Below are 19652 nucleotides of genomic sequence, written 5' to 3'. Positions count from 1 at the left end.
TATCCCTCCTTTATTTTAAATTTTGACTGAGCCAATAACTAAATTCATTGTAGGCTGTTGCAATATTTTTCACAGATTTACCTTCAACAATTCCGATATAATCTCTATTTCCGCCATCAGACAACAGCGTCTTAGCTTCATCTTCTACAAGATTTTTTAAGGTTTTTCGCCAATCCATCACTTTCACATCTTTTTCATCATTATGCTGAATACTGGCTAGCCACTGTCTGAAAGGCTGATCAATTTTGAAATATAACTCTTCGACTTTCTGACTGGTAAATGAATTTGAGGAGATATTGCGTATTTCTTTTATATCATCAATATATTTTTTATAAGTTCTGGAGATGACTTTTTTAGTTTCTTCCACAGTATCATTAATTCGAGGAACCCAACCGCCTTCCTCTAAATCTGTTACTACAAAGTCATTTATAGATAGAGAATCGATGATTTCATCAGTAGGAACCTTTGATGTTACATTATCATCATCTTTCATACTAACAGCAGAAATAATAATATTTTTATTTCCCAACTCTTCTCTTATGTCTCTTAGCCAATCAATTATACCTGGTTTTCTTGCAACATTGTCAACTGCTAAGAGCCCAAATGAGCGCCACAATGCTTGATTGGATATGTGTTTTTGTGGCGTAAAGGTATTTCTATTAACCCCTATTTTATTATATTTCCATAAACTCATTGGTTCTAAAAAATTGTCTTGCTCATTGACCTTACCAATTTTTGCCAAACGACATGAAAAAGGTTGAGTTGTGTCGATTTTTGGATTAATATAAATTCCTCTACTCCAAACTGTGTATAAACTTGCAATATTATCAATATTTACAAGTTCTATCATCTCACTGCTTTTGAATTCCCAGCATGGCTTTTGAATATGATATAAATTATCAAGCTCATTATAAGGCAGAATAAAATTAAACAACAAAGTCTCAAATAAATTATTTCCACATAGATAAACACCACCTAGTCCATATAACCATCCGATAGAATGTTTGCCACTTTGAGAAGTAAACTTTTTCTTATCTCCTGCACCACTATATCCTTGATAAGTTAATAACCAACGAGCCATCTCAGATTCTGTTAATAAGTCATTATTTTTCTGTACTCCGTATTTTGGCGAAAATATAGAGTACGTATTTTCACTCTCTGAAATTAATCTATTAATATTTTTCCCATAAAGTGTTCCAGAAGTTTTTTCTAAGTCTAAAACTGTTTTAATATCCTCTTTCCTCACCTGAAAAAAAGGATAGTCTTCATCAAAGAGATAAAATCTATTTCGCCATTTCTCTAAATATTGGCTGACGATGTCTGGGAATTGTCCTTGTTCCCAAAGATTTACCCAAGTATCATACAAGTCAGCTTCGTAGTCTTCTATATCCTCTTCTTCTACTGCTTCAACTTGCCTAAATTGCTCATCTACTTCAAGATAATCATAAGGCTTCCCATCTGCATCAAATCGCGAAAAGACTGTATGCAAAACAGCTAAAAGAACCCTTAAAACAGCAAAATCCTGCGTTTTTGTATCGCCAGCTAAGTCCTTATATTGGTGAGCATTAGCAAATAATTCCAAGAAAGACACCTCTTTGGTATGTCCTCTCTCATCATAAACAACTGAAATCCAAGGCTCATCTAGTAAATTAAAGCGGCTCAAACCCATCACACCCTTTCTGCTTGCAGCCCATATTTTTCGTCATATTTTAACCTAAAACCATTTAGCGTAAACTCATTATCTTCGTTAAAGATAACCCCCAGCGAACCTTTTAGCCATGAAGAGTTGCCCCAATCAGGTAAATGTCTCATATGATATTCTTCAAGCTCTTTAATTGTTTTATCAGCATTATAAGATTTGGATAAGGCTAAAGGTAATCGCAATGTATTCTGTGCAACCTGTTTGGCTAGATTAGAGGCCGTAATATCAGCTGAAATATCTTTATCTTCTCCAAATAAGCCATACCCACTCTCCACTACTTTTAAAGCAACAACTTCAATGGTATCTTCACTATCTCTGACCTGCGCATATGCTTTTTCCTCACTCTCGTCAGGATTAGGATTTTTTAGCCAGCCTATAAGATTTTCTGGACATCTTCTAGACGGCTTCAAAACGGGATTGTCAATTCGATAATTCTTAGCTTTGGTTTCTTTACTTTCAATTTTAACTTTGTATTCCTTCTGTGCCTCAATGTATCTGACATTTAATTTATCACCGAAGTCAATCTCTTGTTCAAAATCATATGCCTTCTGAACAAGTGGAGAAATATCTGCGGGTAAATGGATAGAATCTGGCAAGAAATACTGTGTTCTGGCTAAGAGATAATCACCGTAAACAAAGGAAGACCCTTCTTCAAAATCCAAACTCTCACTAGTTCCCAATACATAGAATCGAGGCTCTTTGTGCTTTGTTGGCCTTTTTATATCATGTCGGTGCAGTCGTCCCACCCGCTGAATTAACAAATCCATCGGTGCTAGGTCACTAATCAATACGTCAAAATCAATATCTAAAGACTGCTCAATGACCTGCGTTCCAATAATAATTTTTCGTTTAGGCCTTTGGGCTTTTTTACCAATTATCTTCAGGAGTTCCTTTTCTTTTTGCATTCTCTGTGTTGCAATAAAGCCTGAGTGCAAGAGATTTACCATATCTTCACCAAATTTTTCTGCAAAAGTTTTGGCTAGTTCCTGAGCTCTCTTCACTGTATTGACAATAAGACCAAGGACTCCTCCATCCAGAAGTTCTTTTTCTACGGTCTCCAGTAACTCCTCTTCTTTCAGCCTTTCAACTGTAATCGTTTTGTTTTCACTCTGTCGGAAGTCTTTTATTTGATAAACGCCATTCCCATCGTTATAGGTAACCAAAGGGTAAGCATCGGTTTTTAAATTTTCAGCTAGCTCTTTTCTTTCTTTTTTATTAAACTCTTTCCCCAGACCAAGCATATAGTTTTTTAACAGTTCCACTCTTCTTTCAGCAGGCAAGGTTGCCGATAAAATGATGACTGGCACACCATAGGCACCCATCCAGCGAACCGCCTCCAGCAAATACTGATTCATATAAGCATCATAGGCATGGACCTCATCAATAATCACGACTTTTTTACTAAAGCCCAAGTGCCGTAAAGCAAGATGTTTTTGTTTCAAGGCTACCATCAAAAACTGATCAACTGTACCGACAACAAAGTCATCTAATGAAGCAGTCTTTCTGCCGGAAAACCACTGATTAACAATAACGCTACCATTCTCTTCAAAATAATCGCTATTGATATTACTAGCAGTTGGTAACTCTGAAAAGGCTTCGTTCAGTTGGGCTTTACCATGCACGAGATGAATAGAAACATTTTCATTTTCTTCTAGGTCTTTTCGAATGCTTTCAAGCCACTTTTCTATTCTGGGAAAAATCCCATTGGAAGTTGCTTGAGTAGGTAACCCAAAAAAGATCCCATTTCTTCCTGTTTTAGCTGCCAGCTGTTCTGTTGCTACTAAAGCGGCTTCTGTTTTCCCAACACCCATCGGAGCTTCTAAAATAAAGATCCCAGGTTTTCTTGTATTAACGATCGTATCCGCAAGTACAGTCTGCACATCTCTAGGCTTAAAACCAAAACGGCTTTTATAAATCTTTTCAAAGTCAATAAGATCTGCGGGTTCCCACAAACGCGTTTTCTTCCACTCAGAAAAACCAATTTGTATTCTGTTTGATGGATCACTTACTTCTGCATCATCAACCGATAATAAAGGAAAATAATCTTCATTGCTAGCAATCCAGTCAGCCATAATGAGAACTCCAGATAAAATAACCTGAGCAGGCTGTTTAACCTTAGGCAAATCCTCAACGCTTGTAAAGCCGCTAACCTCTAATCCCCAGTTAAAAATATTTCTCTGGGCTTGCTCCCATTTTTGATGAATTTTATTCTCCGAGTCTTGAATTTGAAAATAATTAGTTGGATACGATTGACCCTGACTTTTATAATCTTCAGTAGAATCAATCGGTTTGCCATGGTGGCCGCCAATGATGGTCGCAAGGTCTTCCCTGACTCCGTATCTATATAAAAGGTACTGACCGGCAATACTATGGTGACTTTGTCTAGGTTTAGCCAATTGAAGAGAACTGATTCCTTCAAAACCCGATCGTTCTAACTTTTCTAAAAGTTGCAGATCTAAATCCTCAGAATTTGAATAGCCTTTTTGAGTCTGAAAAGCTGGTGTAGCCTTTCCTATGTCATGCACTGCAGCTAAAAATTGAGCAACTCGTTTACCTAAATCTTCTGCTTTATAAGCAGTTTCTAATGACTCTTCAATCAATCGCTTTTGTCCGTCTCCTAACCAATGTTCCCACAACAGGCCAGCTACATTCTTTGTGTCTTCTAAATGCTGCATCAGAGAAAGCCAAAGCAGTCGACCGCTGTCTTCACGCTTTTTTGCCCAAAAATAAGACCTTCTTTTCATAGATAAAAATCCTTTATCCTTCATAATATCAACTAGTCAGAATATTACAAAAATTTCTATTCTGCTACGATTATACCATATAATACCACATAAAAAACAGTTTTTTTATTTAAAACAACCTTATCATTTGGCTCTATAATTTCTGTAGTGGGGACACCCCGACAGAGATTGTGGGGTCTTTTTGACTACACAAAAAATCCCATATAATCTATAACTTAAAGCAACCGAACGCACATTGAAATCCGTGCTAAGTCAGACTATGCTATGCTTCTGTATCTTGCCCTCCTTATCAAAGACAAACGGCCAAGCATGGCTTTCTAAAGACTTCTAAAATTCCTCTCTTGGCTATTCAAGGTCATGCCCATGCTACTTAAGCTTAAGAAACACCATTGTCACTGTAAAGGCACCCCTTATCCAGAAAAATGACTAACTCTCTCTTCCTGTGCGGCAAAAAATGCTCAATATCTCATCAAAAAGATCTCCATGATAGACATTGCTAGAAGCTTGTTTTATATCAACCTTAGCCGTCATTCGTAAGCTGAAGGAATTAACCTTTAAGCCCGGGCATTCCTTCCTTTCACTTTCAGGAGAAAAATCTGGCTGCTTCTTTGACTTAATAGGCGATAGCTTTGAAGCGGTCAAGCCAGTTTTTCAGACTGTCTTTAAAACGTTTAAAAATAGGGACTCAAGATAATCAATGCCTTCGGACAATCTTACTCCAGCGCTAAACCTAGAAGTCACAAACAATCTCTTATTAAGGTCATCAAGCGCATATGTTTGGCCTTAGGAAGAGGCAAACTTTAAGACACGGCTTTTAGTGCTCTCAACATCAAAAGAGAGAACCAATCTGGCCCTCTCTCTAATCTCATGATTAAATCACTTGTCATCTAGTCTCTACAGTTGATAATGAACCGTTTTTTTCTTATCAGTACATGACATCGTAGGATTCAGTGTGCAGCGCTTGTTCTCTGCACGTATTGTTACCGATAAGTACTTACTTGATACCAATTTCTGACTGAATTACTTCAGCGATAGTATCCACATAATAACCGACTTCCTCATGTGTCGGTGCTTCTGCCATCACGCGCAGAAGCGGCTCAGTGCCACTTGGTCTGACTAAAATCCGGCCGTTGCCAGCCATCTCTGCTTCCATTTTCTCAATGACAGCTGCGATAGCCGGCACATCCATGGCCTTATCTTTCATCTTGTTATCAACGCGGATATTGACAAGCTTCTGCGGATAGATTGTTACCTCTGCGGCTAAATCTGAGAGTTTTCTGCCGGTTGCCTGCATCACCTTAGTCAGTTGAATAGCCGTCAGCTGACCGTCTCCAGTGGTGTTATAATCCATGATAATCACATGTCCCGACTGCTCGCCGCCCAGATTGTAACCTGATTTGCGCATTTCCTCAACAACATAACGGTCACCGACAGCGGTAATCACCTTGTTAATGCCTTGACGGTCAAGCGCTTTATGGAAACCGAGGTTGGACATCACTGTTGTGACAATCGTATTTTGGACGAGCTCGCCTTTTTCTGACAAGTATTTGCCGATGATATACATCACCTTGTCCCCGTCAACAATCTGGCCGTTTTCATCAATCGCTATCAGGCGGTCGCTGTCCCCATCAAAAGCCAGCCCCAAATCAGAAGCTGTTTCTTTCACTTTTTCCTGAAGCTGTTCGGGATGAGTTGAGCCGATACCGTCATTAATATTAAGACCGTCAGGCTTTTCACCGATTACTGCAATATCAGCATTTAAATCCAGAAAGATATCTCTTGCCGTTACTGCAGCTGCCCCGTTAGCTGTGTCAAGGACTATTTTCATTCCTGCTAAATCAGCCCCTGTCGAAACAAGGAATTTTTCATATTTACGCAAACCTTCCGGATAGTCCACTACTCTTCCCAATCCTTGGGCAGACGGCCGCGGCAAAGTATCTTCCTGAGCGTCAAGAAGCGCTTCAATTTCCAGTTCACGTTCATCGTCCAGCTTGAAACCGTCGCTCCCAAAAAATTTAATGCCATTGTCCAAAGCCGGATTATGACTGGCAGAAATCATGACACCTGCACTAGCTTTTTCGGTGCGTACAAGATAGGAGACACCAGGCGTTGCTAAAACACCGAGTTTGTACACTTCAATCCCGACTGAAAGTAAACCCGCAACAAGAGCAGATTCCAGCATTTCACCGGATATCCGAGTATCACGTGCGACAAATACACGGGGACGGTCTGCTTCATGCTGGCTGAGAACATAACCGCCAAAACGCCCAAGCTTAAAAGCTAATTCCGGGGTTAATTCTACATTAGCTTCCCCGCGTACACCATCTGTGCCAAAGTATTTTCCCATAATTTTTCAGCGAATTTTCGCTTCCTCCATTCATATTCTTTGCTATTATCTATTATTTTTTCTTCGTTGTCAACTCAACAGTAACTGCCGAAGGTTCAACCGTGACATTATCTGCGGATAAGTTAACGGTCCTGCTGGTATCTTTTGTTACATCACTAATGTCAATTTCAGCCTGCACCTGATCAATAGCATCTAATGCTTCCTGACTGCCTGAAATGGTCACTGTTTCTTGACTTAATTTATAATCGATATTGGCCAAACTGTCGTCCATAGTTCCTCTTGTTTTAACCGTAAGCGGCACTGTTTTGGTTAATTTTTTAACATTAACAGTCAGTGTAGCTTTGGCCGGTTCAATCACACTGGCTAAAATTTTGCCATCCGAAGCAACAGCCTGCAGGGTTACCCTGCCGCTGTAATCATCATCCAGCACTTCATCTTCCGGAAGACGGGCAGTGACATGATCAATCTGTTCAATGGTTGTTTCATCGCTGGTCACTTCTACTTCTGTCAGATTGACAGCGACTTTTTTCAAAGCATAACCCGCAGCGAGCTGGCTGGACTCAACCTGTCCCTGAACCGGAAATGTTTTTGTCTTTTTCTTGCCGATAGTCACTGAAATATTGTCCGGCAGAACAGTGGCTGTCATACCGGAAGGCAAGTCGGTGACCTGCAGGGGCGCAGTGGTTGTGCCGGTTGAAAAGCCGGTTAGATCAGCGACTACCTTGAAACTTCTGGTATCACTGTTTATTTCAGAATCCAGTTTAACACGGTTGGTAGATGTCAGGTAAACTTCCGCTTCATACGAATAACCGCTGATAAAATATTGATCACTGTCATATTTGATATCAATGGGAACATCTGACAGAGTGTGGGTATAGGTCTCAGACAGGCCGGCAGTCTGTGTGCCAGAGCTGTTATACTGACTGGCTGCCGCAGTTAAAAAAAGAAGGACAGAGAGAAAAACAGAAACAAGTGCCAGCCACAAGTGACTGTTGAAAAGTTTTTTCATCTTTTTTTCCTCCTCAATAACCGCTTATACCATGCTGTTTGCTCGTCCTCTTCAACCATTAGCTGAGTGCGCAGAACGGCTGCAAAATTATCCAAGCTCAAATCGTGTAAAAACTCCCCTTTGGCAGCCACAGAAATGGCTCCTGTTTCTTCAGAAACAATAACAGTTAAAGCATCAGAATGCTCGGATAAACCAATCGCCGCCCGATGGCGTGTTCCGAATTCCTTTGAAATCGCTGTTGATTCGGATAAGGGAAGGTAAGCACTGGATACCGCAATTTTATTCCCGCGGATAATCACTGCACCATCATGAAGCGGCGTATTAGGAATAAAAATATTAATCAGCAGCTGGCTGGAAATATCGGCATCTAAAGGGATTCCTGTTAAAATGTACTCCTGCAGGGTCTGTGTGCGTTCAATGGAAATCAGGGCACCAATCTTACGCGGACTCATGTAGGCAGCAGCATCTACCAGAGCCTCAATCATTTTTTCCTCATCGCTGAGCTGCTGCTTCTGCAGGAAAACCTGTGTCGTCCGGCCGAACCGTTCCAAGCCTGACCGGATTTCCGGCGCAAAAATCACAACTGCGGCAATGACACCATAGGTAATGACCTGATTCATCAAGTAGGTAATCGTTGTAAAGCCAATCCACTCGGCAACAAATCTAAAAACGATAAACAGCAAAACACCCTGAACCAAAGACATAATCTTAGTTCCTGCCAATGCTTTAATAAATTTGTAAATCAACCAAGCGACAATCAAAATGTCTAAGACATGAACTGTAAAAAGCCAGGGGCTTTCAAACAGGCTTGCCCAAAACTTAGCATCGATCGATGTTAAATGACTCATAAGTCTATCTCTTTCTTTTAATATGCATTTCTATTATAACACGATGTGCTGAGATTTTCTGTATCAACAAATGATATTTTGTGATAAAATGAAATTATGAAGTTAAATACAGTTATAGGAATTATGGCCGGACGGTCAGTCAACTTTATCTTAAAAAAAATGGGGCGCGGCTCAACTTTTCCTGGCCGTTTGGCTCTTAAGTTTGACAAACATATTTTAGATACTATTGCTAAGGATTATGAAATTGTTGTCGTGACCGGTACAAACGGCAAAACACTGACTACTGCTTTGACTGTCGGTATTTTAAAAGAGGCCTTCGGGGACATTGTAACCAACCCCAGCGGCGCCAATATGATTTCAGGCATTGTCTCAACTTTCTTAACTGCTAAAAAAAACGCTTCTGCTAAAAAAATTGCAGTATTGGAAATTGATGAAGCCAGTCTGGCTAAAGTGACAGAATATATCACTCCCAGTCTTTTTGTTTTTACCAATATTTTTCGGGATCAGATGGACCGTTACGGAGAAATTTACACAACCTACCAAATGATTTTGGCTGGTACCGAAAAAGCGCCTGAAGCGACAATTTTAGCCAATGGAGACAGCCCGCTTTTTAATTCTCGGAAGCTTATTAATCCTGTTAAATATTACGGGTTTCTGACAGAAACTCATCCGCCGCAGCTGGCTCACTACAACACAGAAGGCATACTCTGTCCGGTCTGTCAGAGTATTTTGAAATACAGACTCAATACCTATGCCAATTTAGGTGATTATATCTGTGAGAACTGTGGTTTTAAGCGGCCTGTTCTTGATTATAAACTGACTGAACTGCCTGCGGTCACTAATACAAGTTCTGAATTTGTCATTGATGGACAGACGTATAAAATCAATGTCGGCGGGCTGTACAATGTATACAACGCCTTGGCGGCAGTATCTGTTGCCGAATTTTTCGGGATTGAGCCAGATAAAATTAAAGCCGGTTTCGATAAAAGCCGTGCAGTGTTTGGCCGGCAGGAAACATTCAAAATCGGTGATAAATCATGTACGCTTGTTCTCATTAAAAATCCTGTCGGAGCCAGTCAGGCTCTCGATATGATAAAACTTGCTCCCTATCCTTTCACGCTCTCTGTCCTGCTTAATGCTAACTATGCTGACGGGATTGATACCAGCTGGATTTGGGATGCTCACTTTGAAAGTATCTTGGATATGGATATTCCGCAGATTTTTGCAGGCGGTGTTCGCCATTCAGAAATCGCCAGACGGCTGAGAGTTACCGGCTATAGTGAGGAAAAAATGACAGAAGCGGCACAGCTGGCTGATATTGTAAAATTCATCGAAGAACAAGAGTGTGAGCACGCCTATATTTTAGCTACTTATACGGCCATGCTGGAATTTCGTGAGCTGCTGGCCAGCCGCCATGCCGTGAGAAAGGAGATGGACTGATGACTTATACTTCATTGGAATCTCCTGTTAACGGAGACTATCTCTACGAACTGAAGCTTGCCCATCTTTACGGCAACCTTCTCAATACTTACGGTGACAATGGGAATGTCCTCATGCTGAAATATGTTGCTGAAAAACTGGGAGCCAGAATGCAGGTTGATATTGTGTCTTTGGGAGATCAGTTTGCCGCTGAAGACTACGATTTAGCTTTTTTTGGCGGCGGACAGGACTATGAGCAGTCTATTGTTGCTCAGGACTTACCGGCTAAAAAAGAAGCAATTGACCGTTTTATACAAAATGAAAAAGTGCTGCTGGCCATCTGCGGAGGTTTTCAGCTCTTAGGACAGTATTATATACAGGCTGACGGTCAAAAAATTAACGGTATAGGCGTTATGGGGCACTATACGCTTAATCAGGAAAGCAATCGCTTTATCGGTGATATCAAAATTTATAACGAAGAATTTGATGAAACCTACTACGGTTTTGAAAATCATCAGGGACGGACTTTCTTAGCTGCTGATGAGAAACCTTTAGGCATGTGTGTTTACGGCAAGGGGAATAATCAGGAAGACGGTACCGAGGGTGTTCATTACAAAAATGTGTTTGGCAGTTATTTTCACGGACCTCTCCTGTCACGAAATGCCAATTTAGCTTACCGGCTGATTACAACGGCACTGAAAAATAAGTACGGTCAGGAAATAACACTGCCTCAGTATAAAGACATTTTGGCTAAAGAAGTCCCTGAAGAATATGCGGATGTCAAAAGCAAGGCCGATTTTGAAAAATAACCTTTAAATCCGTCAATTTAACTACCGGTGCTTACTGCAAGGCAGAAATGAGCCTGAGTTCAATATTAAGCTTTATAAGAAACCGGTGCCCGCATTCGGTCAAACTTCTGAACTGTAAAGCTGTCCGTCAAACAGTCCTGTTTATTTTTTAAAAAGCAAAGAAGTCTGGAACTTTTTGTCCCAGACTTCTTTTAGGATGCTGATAAACATCAGTTTTTAATACGTGAGAAAATGTTTTTTAAGTCAACTTGAGGAAATTTTATTTTTCTTTCTTCTTCCTTACCCTCTTCAACTGCAAAATAATTGAAGAGCAGGCAGGTAAATATCAGACAGCTTACACCATAGTCCTCAATCATAGCCGTCAAAAAAGCAGAAATAATAAGGATAGCGTGATAAAGCTTAAAGCGTCTCTTTAAAGTCTGCAAGGCAATTAAGACCGGAAAAAAGCTGTATAAGAGCAGTCCTTGGCGCAGGAGCGAATCGACATAAAAGTTTTCATTAAAAATTTTCCCTCCATTAGCATAGGACAGAGGCTCGATTGTCCGAGGCAGGAAGGACAGCCCGTATTCTTCCAAATAAGCATGAGCATTGCTGAGCCTGCCGGAAAAAATGCGATTAAAAAAGGTGAGGATGGGAATATCCGGAGTATAAACCGCTGATAGAAACAGCCCTAACAGACAAATTGTCATAATCGCGATAAACAAGTCGCGGCCCAAAATCTCATAGCTGGACAGCTGCCGGTAACATACCGTGCAAAAGAGAATCACCAAGCCGCCGATAAAACCGGTTCTCGAATCAGTCACTGCATACAGCATCATAACCGCCAAAGCAAACAGCAGTGCTTCCAAAAGACGGAAGGCTTTTTTTCTCATCAGAGATAAATCCAAAAAGATGCTTGTGATAAACATGCTTAAGGAATTAGGGTGGCCAAAACCATAAGAATGACGGACGAGCTCCTTGCTAGGTCTAAAAAAAGTGACATCGGGCAATTTCCCATTGATATAAAATAAAAAGACTGCTACGGCTAAAAACAGCTTGGCATAGAAAACAAAAGAAACAAAGTCCTTTTGTTCTGGATCAACGGAGACCGACAGCAGAAAAAAAGAAAGAAGCGAAAAATCTGAGACAAAATTCTGTAAATAGGTCTCATGCGGCATAAAGAGGGCAAAAAGACCGGCACTGGCCAAAGCAAAGACACTTTGTCTTGACCAGCCGTACAAATAAATATGCCAGACAAAAACAGCTACATTTAAAATCAAAGCCAGCACTGTAACGATGATATAGTCAGCATCCACTAAATAGCGCTTGATAAAATAAGCATAAATGGAAAACATAAAGGCCACAGTGTAAATCACCTGATAACTGTCTCTGTGCCGTAAAAAATTAAGGTTACTGTATTTCATTATTCCTTCTCCCAAAACAATCACATTTAAATCATAACATAAAAAGAAAAGCTAGGCAAAGGAAGAAAAAATAAAGCGAATCAGATAATTATCCCGGTACCCCCAGGCTTTAAAATATTTTTGAAAGGCCCCAGGCAAAAGAGTCGGGCAAAAATTGGTAAATTGTCATAAGATGACGATTTCGTTTTGTCGTCTCGCCTCCGCACAGTTGACTTGGGAGGCCGCTGTCCCTTATTGTGCAAAGGATAAGAACTTCCAATCAGCCGCTCCGCCAAACTCACATGTTTAAAAAAGTAAAATGAGGCAGGACTTTTGTACTGACCCTCAAAAGTTGGACACAAAATCTAACGATTGGGGTACAGATCACAAACGTCCCTGCCTCTTTTGATAAAAATGGTATTGGATTTCTCAGTCAGCTCTGAGACTGCTTTAAGCAACAATGGCCTTAGCGACTTCTTCTTCCGTCATTCCAGCGAAGTAATCTGCAATATCAACCGTTTGCAGTTTAGCCAGAACGGCAGCATAATCATAGCGGAGGCCGGCCAGAAGCTGTTCAATCTCAGCAGCATCCTTAACTCCAAAGAAATCACCGTAGAGTTTTATACTTTTAATAAGTGACTGGTCAACATTAGCATAGGTCGTAATCTTCCCTGCTGGATAGCGTACAGCTCGAGAAATTGTATATTCCGGCGATTTGCCAAAAGTCCAGTCCCAGCTGCCGAACTGCTCTTCGGCCGACTGTTTGATTTTAACTAATTCTGCTTCTGACAGCTGATATTCTGTCATATCTGGATAGCTTTCTTTCATCTGCTCTAAAAGAGCATCACTAAATGCCTGAACAGTCATTTTTTGCGGGAGTTCATCTAAAATATTGGTAACACGCGCTCTAACTGACTTAACACCTTTGGACTCAATTTTATCTTTACTCACTTTTAAAGCATCGCTCAAGACTGTCATATCTACATCAAACAGCAGACAGCCGTGATGCATCATGCGGCCTTTATAATAAGCTTGGGCATTGCCGCAGAATTTTCGGCCTTTAATCTCTAAATCATTGCGGCCTGTAAAATCAGCTTTAACACCTAATTTGGCTAAAGTGTCAATAACCGGTTTTGAAAAAGTCTTAAAGTCAAAAGCTCCTTCTTCACCTGATTTTGCAGAAATGATAGTATAGTTAAGGTTATTGAGATCATGATAGACAGCTCCGCCTCCTGATAAGCGGCGGACGATTTCAATACCGTGTTTATCAGTATACTCTTTATTAATTTCTTCAATAGCATTTTGATGACGGCCGATAATGATAGCCGGTCTGTTTATCCAGAGAATGAAGAGTTCTTCCTCATCCATCAATTCTCTAAAAGCATAGGCTTCAAGTGCAACATTAAATGCCGGATCATGGCTGGTATTAACTATGTATTTCATTTTCTCTCCAAAAAGTCTGAGTCTGGAACAGACCTGTTCCAGCTTAGTTCACTTTATAAGAATACATTTTTGCGTACTGGCTGGTCATTCCAGTCTGGATGTATCTTCGTTTTCAGGCGTCTGCCCTAAACAGTGACTGCTTAGGGGCTCCGTAAATCATATAGCGGCTATCCTGACCGACTGCACAGAGCGGAGACCGACCTTACCCAGTGGAGGAGGCCAGGCCGAACCTAAAAATCGAAGAGTGGAGGGAAACCGTATAGGCAGGCTCCCTCTCTTCTCCTTACTTTTGTCATTTTTAACGGCGTTTCGGCGGATTGTGGATAGCTTCACCTAACACATCCATAATTGCCTCATACATATTTTCCGAAAAGGTTGGATGGCCATGAATAGACTGCGCTACATCATCGACTGTCAGTTCAGCTTCCATAATTGTTGAAGCTTCGTTAGCCAGCTCAGCAGCTGACGGACCAATAATATGGATACCTAAAATTTCGTGGTACTTAGAGTCTGCAATGACTTTTACGAAGCCTTCTGCTTCACCTGACGCAATTGCGCGGCCGTTGCCGGTAAAGCTGGAACGTCCGACTAAGACACTGCCATACTGCTCGCGCGCCTGTTCTTCGGTGATTCCCACCATAGCGACTTCCGGATGGGTATAAACAGCCGCAGGCGTATACTTAAGATTAGCTTTACGGACATTGCCGGAAAGAGCATTTTCAGCAGCAACTTCGCCCATTCTGTAAGCAGCATGAGCCAGCATTTTGCGGCCGTTGACATCTCCAGGCGCGTAGATACCTGGGACTGAGGTCTCCTGATAGTCGTTAACCTTAATGCGGTTGCCTTCCATCTCAAGTTCAAGTTTTTCAAGTCCGTTCATTTGCGGAACACGGCCGATTGACAGCAAGGCTTTTTCAGCAACCACTTCTGAGCCATCGTTTAATTTCAGCGTCAGCTGATTATCAGCTTCGATAATTTCAGAAACCCCGACTGAAGTTTTAATCTTCATGCCTTTCTTAGCCAAAATCTTTTGCAGCTCCAATGATACTTCTTTATCCATAGCCGGAATGATGCGGTCAGCCATCTCAATTACTGTTACATCAACTCCGTAAGAAGCCCAAACCAGACCGAGTTCGATACCAACAACTCCGCCGCCCATAACAGCAAGTGATTTTGGTATTTCTTTTAAATCCAGAATGTCATCGGATGTTAAAACAAGCCGTGAATCGATACCCGGAATGTTGATGCGCGATACTTTGGAGCCAGTTGCTAAAATGATGCTGCGCCCCTTAATCGTGGTACTGCCGATGGAGACTGTCTTATCGGGGTTGACTTGGCCAAGACCGTTAAACATTGTTACTTTATTGGCTTTCAGCAAGCTGGCGACTCCGCCTGTTAACTTTTTGACAACTGAATTTTTAAAATCAACTGTCTTATCCATATCGATGGAATAATTAGTTGAGGCCAGGTTGATTCCGCGGCCTGCTGCTTCTTTCAGACCATCGAGAATTTCTGCATTTTTAAGGTAAGTTTTTGTTGGAATACAGCCGACATTCAGACAGGTACCGCCATATTCTGATTTTTCGATAATCGCAATTTTGCCTCCCAGCTGCGCGCCGCGAATGGCTGCGTAGTATCCGGCCGGACCGCCGCCAACAACGATAATATCATACTCATCATCAGCAAGCGCGGGCCGTTCTGCTGCAGCGCCAGCTGCAGCAGAACTCGGTACTTCCAAACCGGCTGCCTGTAAATCAGCTGATGCCTGTTCCGCGTCTGCTTTCGGTGCTTCTTCTTTATCATTTATGACTTCACCTTCGGCACCGATATAGCCGATAACTTCTGTGACAGGAACGACTTCTCCAGCAGCGCGGGTAATCTTCAGCAGAATGCCGGACTCTTCAGCTTCCAGCTCCATATTCGTTTTGTCGGACATGATTTCCAGAAGGATGTCGCCTTCGTTAACGCTGTCGCCTTCCTGCTTTTTCCATTCAATAATCTCGCCCTCCTGCATGTCAACACCGAGTTTGGGCATAATAATTTCAACAGCCATAATTAAGTTCCTAAAGATAGCCGCAAGCTATAGCAATACACAGTCCCCTCTTTATTCATATAAGGACGGACGACTGACTGCTGTTTGGATGGCTTCGGCTTTCCTTTCCTTTCTTTTCTTTTTTCTAAGTAAGTCGTAAGATCAATTAAATCAGTAATTCCAGCGGATTTTCCAGCAACTGTTTAAGGTCGACCATAAATTTCGCACCGTTCATTCCGTCAACCAAACGGTGATCGATAGTGAGAGACAGTCCCATAATCGGACGAATAAGAACTTCTCCATCAACTGCAACCGGTGTCTGTACCGTTGCTGATACACCGAGAATTGCTGAATTCGGCTGGTTAATAATCGGATTGAAACTTTTAGTGCCAAACATGCCTAAATTCGTAATAGAGAAGGTTGGCCCTGACATTTCAGCTGCTTTCAGTTTGCCGGTCTGAGCTTTTTTAATCACGTCTTTGGAAGCTGTAACAAATTCAGACAAACTCATCTTATCTGCATTATGTACGACCGGTACCACTAATCCGTCATCAAGGCCGACGGCGATACCGATATTAACAAAGCGATGCAGCTCGATTTCAGTCGCATCATTGATCAGAGAGGCATTGAGATAGCGGTGCTCTTCTTTCATTAACGTTCTGGCTACTGCCAACCCGATTAAATCAGTAAAGGTTACTTTTAAGCCTGTTTTGTTCATAATAGGCTCCAGCACCTGTTTGCGAAGAGCTATCAGATTAGTCATGTCAATATCATAATTAAGCGTAAAAGTAGGAGCGGTAAAATAGGATTGTGTCATTCCTCTGGAAATCGCTTTGCGCATAGCTGACATCTTGATAATGTCGACACCTTCCGGCAATACTGGCTCTTTCGCTTCAAGAGGCTGTTCTGGAACGGCCGCTTCTTTTTGACCGGCAGCAAGCACAGCTAAAATATCATCTTTGACAATTTTGCCATTGACACCTGTCCCGCTGACAGCAGCAAGGTCAATACCTTTATCTGCTGCAATACGGCGCGCTAATGGTGTCGCTTTGGGCTGACTGTCTCTAACTTTTTCAACGTCCTCTTTATGGATACGCCCTTGTGCGCCGGTACCCGAAACACGGCTGAGTTCAATACCTGCTTCTGCTGCTAATTTGCGCGCAGCCGGGGTGGCGCGAAGTTTACCTGTCTCCTGTGAATCAGCCGGTTCTCCTTTAGGAGATGGAGTGCTGCCGGAGAGTGCTGCCGGCTGTGTCTCAGCTTTATCGGGCGTTTTGGCAGCCGTTTCTGACGGTGCTGCTACTGTTTCACCTTCAGCGCCGATATAGCCGATGACTTCTGTAACAGGAACAACTTCTCCTGCTTCTTTGATAATTTTAAGAAGCACGCCTGAGTCCTCAGCTTCCAATTCCATATTCGTTTTATCGGACATGATTTCCAGAAGGATGTCTCCCTCATTAACGCTGTCACCTTCCTGCTTTTTCCATTCGATGATCTCGCCTTCCTGCATGTCAACGCCAAGTTTTGGCATAATAATTTCAACAGCCATAACTTTCCTTTCTTTCAGCCTGCAGTCCGGCGCTGGGTGAGCCGGACTGCAGCATTTTTCTCTCTTTAATTTCCTTTGCGAATCATTTTTTCAATGGCCGCTTTAATTTTAGCTACATCAGGTAAGATTCCCTGTTCAAGTACGCGGGCATAAGGAACCGGTACATCTTCGCTGGCCAAGCGGACAATGGGATAATCAAGATAATCGAAGGCATCGCTTTCAGTTACCATTGCGGCTATTTCGCCGATAAACCCGCCGGTTTTGTAAGCATCATTGACTAGCATAAGTTTGCCGGTTTTCTTAACAGAGCTGATAATCAGCTCTTTATCAAGCGGAATCAGTGTCCGCGGATCGATAACTTCTACGTCAATCCCTTGAGCGGCAGCCTCTTCAGCCGCCTGAAGGACCCGCTCCAGCATTCGGCCGTAGGAAACGATGGTTAAATCGCTCCCTTCCCGTTTAACTTCACCTTTCCCCAAAGGGATGTAAAAATCGGGATCTTGGTTAACCTCTTCCTTCTTCCCGTAGAGTGCTTTAGGCTCCATGAAAATTACAATATTATTGTCTTGGATAGCCGACTTCAGCAGCCCTTTGGCATCATTTGCATTCCCCGGAGCGACCACCTTAATGCCCGGAATATGAGTCAGCCAAGCCTCTAATGACTGGGAGTGCTGAGCTGCCGACCCGATTCCGGATCCGGATGCAACACGGAAGGTCACCGGTGTTTTCAAACCGCCGCCAAACATATAGTTATTCTTGGCACCATTATTGACAATGGCATCAAGTGCTATTGTAATGAAATCCATAAAAGTCACATCCACAATCGGACGCAGACCGGTAATGGCTGACCCGATGGCACTGCCTGCAATAGCTGCTTCCGAAATCGGCGTATCCTTCACGCGTTTTTCACCAAATTCAGCCAGCATGCCGACAGATGTTCCGAAGTCACCTCCGTAAACACCGACGTCTTCTCCCATTAAATAAATACTGTCGTCTTTCCGCATTTCCTCGCTCATTGCAAGATTGACTGCCTCACGCAAGGCCATTAGTTTTGTTTCTGTCATAGTTGATTTTCTCCGAAATAAATGATTTTAAAATAGTGATTTATGTAGGGTTATTCTGCTTATTTCGCCAAAGAGGGAAATGGTCTCTAGTGCCTGAGCCAGAATGGTATCGGCTATTATTAGCACCTTTAACAAGATAGCTGAAGCACTCTTTAATCGACCCAGACATCCTCAAAGGCTACCGATAAGTCGGGATCCGGACTGTTTTGCGCAAATTCATAAGCATCATCAATTTCTTTGACAACTTGCTCACGGATAGCATCTAATTCTTTAGCATCGGCTATGTTTTCAGAGGTTAAATAATCACGGTATTTAAGGATTGGATCTTTAGCTTTCCATGTATCGACTTCTTCTTTAGTACGGTATTTACCTGCATCCGCTGTAGAATGTCCAAACCAACGGTAGGACTCAACCTCAACAATTGCCGGCCCTTTGCCGCTCCGAACATAATCAACAGCTTTGCCCATCGTTTCATAGACAGCAATAACATCATTGCCGTCTTCACAGTAGAATCCAGGGATACCGTAAGCTTCAGCCCTTGTATAAAGATGAGGTGTATTGGTAGCTTTGGTGATATCCATAGAGATACCGTAACGGTTATTGATAATGAAAAAGATGACTGGAAGCTTCCATACTGCTGCCATATTGACTGATTCGTGAAAAGAGCCCTCGTTTGTTGCCCCGTCACCGGAAAAAGCGACGACAATATTATCGGTTCCTTTATATTGCTGAGTTAGCGCTGCACCGACAGCCATGGCATAGCCTCCGCCAACAATCCCATTGGTTCCGTAATTCCCTTTGGCAAAGTCTGCTAGGTGCATAGAGCCCCCGCGTCCCTTGGAAACTCCTGTCGCTTTGCCGGCCAGTTCTGCCATCATCCCATTTAAATCCATATCTTTAGCGATGGACTGACCGTGTCCGCGGTGATTGGAAAAAATAATGTCATCATAGCTCAAATGAGCAACAGCTCCAACATTGGCTGCCTCTTCACCCACTGAAAAATGGGTCATCCCCTGAACAAAGCCACGCCTTACTAATTTATTGATACGCATATCAAATTCACGGATGCGCTCCATTTTTAAATACATCTCCAGATGCTGTTCTTTTGACAGAGTTACCATATTGTCCTCCAAAAATCTTTTTTACTCTTTCATTCTAGGATAATTTTTCACAAAGTGCAACTAATTGAACCGCTTTCTAACTGCCTTATAACAGTATTTTCCTTTTATATAAAATATTTTTTTCACAAACTTTTTTGCACATATTCTTCAGCTGTTCAGTCTCAAAAAAAGAAGGAAAGATAC

At 42.0% G+C, this 19652-nt stretch carries 12 protein-coding genes and 2 pseudogenes; 2 read left to right on the top strand and 12 right to left on the bottom strand.

Features of this window, described 5'->3' with window-relative positions; translation table 11 throughout:
• Positions 1 to 10: 10 nt before the first annotated feature.
• The 5 genes from DDV21_RS04810 to cdaA all read right to left on the bottom strand — a co-directional run bounded on the left by DDV21_RS04810 (position 11) and on the right by cdaA (position 8650).
• The gene (locus DDV21_RS04810) at positions 11 to 1663 is read right to left on the bottom strand and encodes a type I-E CRISPR-associated protein Cse1/CasA (protein ID WP_116877407.1); all 1653 of its coding nucleotides are present in this window, start codon (positions 1661 to 1663) and stop codon (positions 11 to 13) included.
• A 5-nt stretch (positions 1664 to 1668) separates the two neighbouring features.
• Positions 1669 to 4446, bottom strand: coding sequence for a CRISPR-associated helicase Cas3' (cas3, locus tag DDV21_RS04805; RefSeq protein ID WP_116877385.1), 2778 nt, complete (start codon positions 4444 to 4446; stop codon positions 1669 to 1671).
• Between the two features lie 994 nt (positions 4447 to 5440).
• Positions 5441 to 6793, bottom strand: a complete 1353-nt coding sequence (glmM, locus tag DDV21_RS04800) for a phosphoglucosamine mutase (RefSeq protein ID WP_116877386.1) — start codon at positions 6791 to 6793, stop codon at positions 5441 to 5443.
• 52 nt (positions 6794 to 6845) lie between these two features.
• Positions 6846 to 7802, bottom strand: coding sequence for a CdaR family protein (locus tag DDV21_RS04795; RefSeq protein ID WP_116877387.1), 957 nt, complete (start codon positions 7800 to 7802; stop codon positions 6846 to 6848).
• Positions 7799 to 8650: a diadenylate cyclase CdaA gene (gene cdaA, locus DDV21_RS04790; protein WP_116877388.1), complete on the bottom strand. Its 852-nt coding sequence runs from the start codon at positions 8648 to 8650 to the stop codon at positions 7799 to 7801. Before cdaA ends, DDV21_RS04795 begins: the two co-directional genes overlap by 4 nt.
• 96 nt (positions 8651 to 8746) lie before the next feature.
• Between cdaA and murT the strand changes: the two genes are divergently transcribed.
• Positions 8747 to 10090 (top strand): lipid II isoglutaminyl synthase subunit MurT, encoded by a 1344-nt coding sequence (gene murT, locus DDV21_RS04785; protein WP_116877389.1) that lies wholly within the window; start codon positions 8747 to 8749, stop codon positions 10088 to 10090.
• Positions 10090 to 10878: a lipid II isoglutaminyl synthase subunit GatD gene (gene gatD / locus DDV21_RS04780; protein ID WP_116877390.1), complete on the top strand. Its 789-nt coding sequence runs from the start codon at positions 10090 to 10092 to the stop codon at positions 10876 to 10878. Before murT ends, gatD begins: the two co-directional genes overlap by 1 nt.
• Before the next feature lie 209 nt (positions 10879 to 11087).
• On the opposite strand, the gene DDV21_RS04775 is transcribed toward gatD, so the two are convergent.
• The 7 genes and pseudogenes from DDV21_RS04775 to DDV21_RS04750 all read right to left on the bottom strand — a co-directional run bounded on the left by DDV21_RS04775 (position 11088) and on the right by DDV21_RS04750 (position 19469).
• The gene (locus DDV21_RS04775; RefSeq protein ID WP_181963476.1) at positions 11088 to 12281 is read right to left on the bottom strand and encodes a hypothetical protein; all 1194 of its coding nucleotides are present in this window, start codon (positions 12279 to 12281) and stop codon (positions 11088 to 11090) included.
• 429 nt (positions 12282 to 12710) lie between these two features.
• Positions 12711 to 13703, bottom strand: coding sequence for a lipoate--protein ligase (locus tag DDV21_RS04770; protein WP_116877391.1), 993 nt, complete (start codon positions 13701 to 13703; stop codon positions 12711 to 12713).
• Between the two features lie 298 nt (positions 13704 to 14001).
• Positions 14002 to 15756: a dihydrolipoyl dehydrogenase gene (gene lpdA, locus DDV21_RS04765; RefSeq protein WP_116877392.1), complete on the bottom strand. Its 1755-nt coding sequence runs from the start codon at positions 15754 to 15756 to the stop codon at positions 14002 to 14004.
• A 145-nt stretch (positions 15757 to 15901) separates the two neighbouring features.
• Positions 15902 to 16927: pseudogene (locus DDV21_RS04760) on the bottom strand (dihydrolipoamide acetyltransferase); the annotation flags it as partial.
• A gap of 104 nt (positions 16928 to 17031) precedes the next feature.
• A pseudogene (locus DDV21_RS12065) lies at positions 17032 to 17284 on the bottom strand (biotin/lipoyl-containing protein); the annotation flags it as partial.
• Between the two features lie 65 nt (positions 17285 to 17349).
• On the bottom strand, positions 17350 to 18348 hold the full coding sequence (locus tag DDV21_RS04755; RefSeq protein WP_116877394.1) for an alpha-ketoacid dehydrogenase subunit beta: 999 nt from the start codon (positions 18346 to 18348) through the stop codon (positions 17350 to 17352).
• 152 nt (positions 18349 to 18500) lie between these two features.
• On the bottom strand, positions 18501 to 19469 hold the full coding sequence (locus tag DDV21_RS04750) for a thiamine pyrophosphate-dependent dehydrogenase E1 component subunit alpha (RefSeq protein WP_116877395.1): 969 nt from the start codon (positions 19467 to 19469) through the stop codon (positions 18501 to 18503).
• Between the last annotated feature and the right edge of the window lie 183 nt (positions 19470 to 19652).

Origin of the sequence: Streptococcus chenjunshii, assembly GCF_003086355.1 — a bacterium.
Lineage (GTDB): Bacteria > Bacillota > Bacilli > Lactobacillales > Streptococcaceae > Streptococcus > Streptococcus chenjunshii.
The sequence above is the reverse complement of the archived record's forward strand: the minus strand, read 5'-3'. Positions and strand labels throughout refer to the sequence as shown.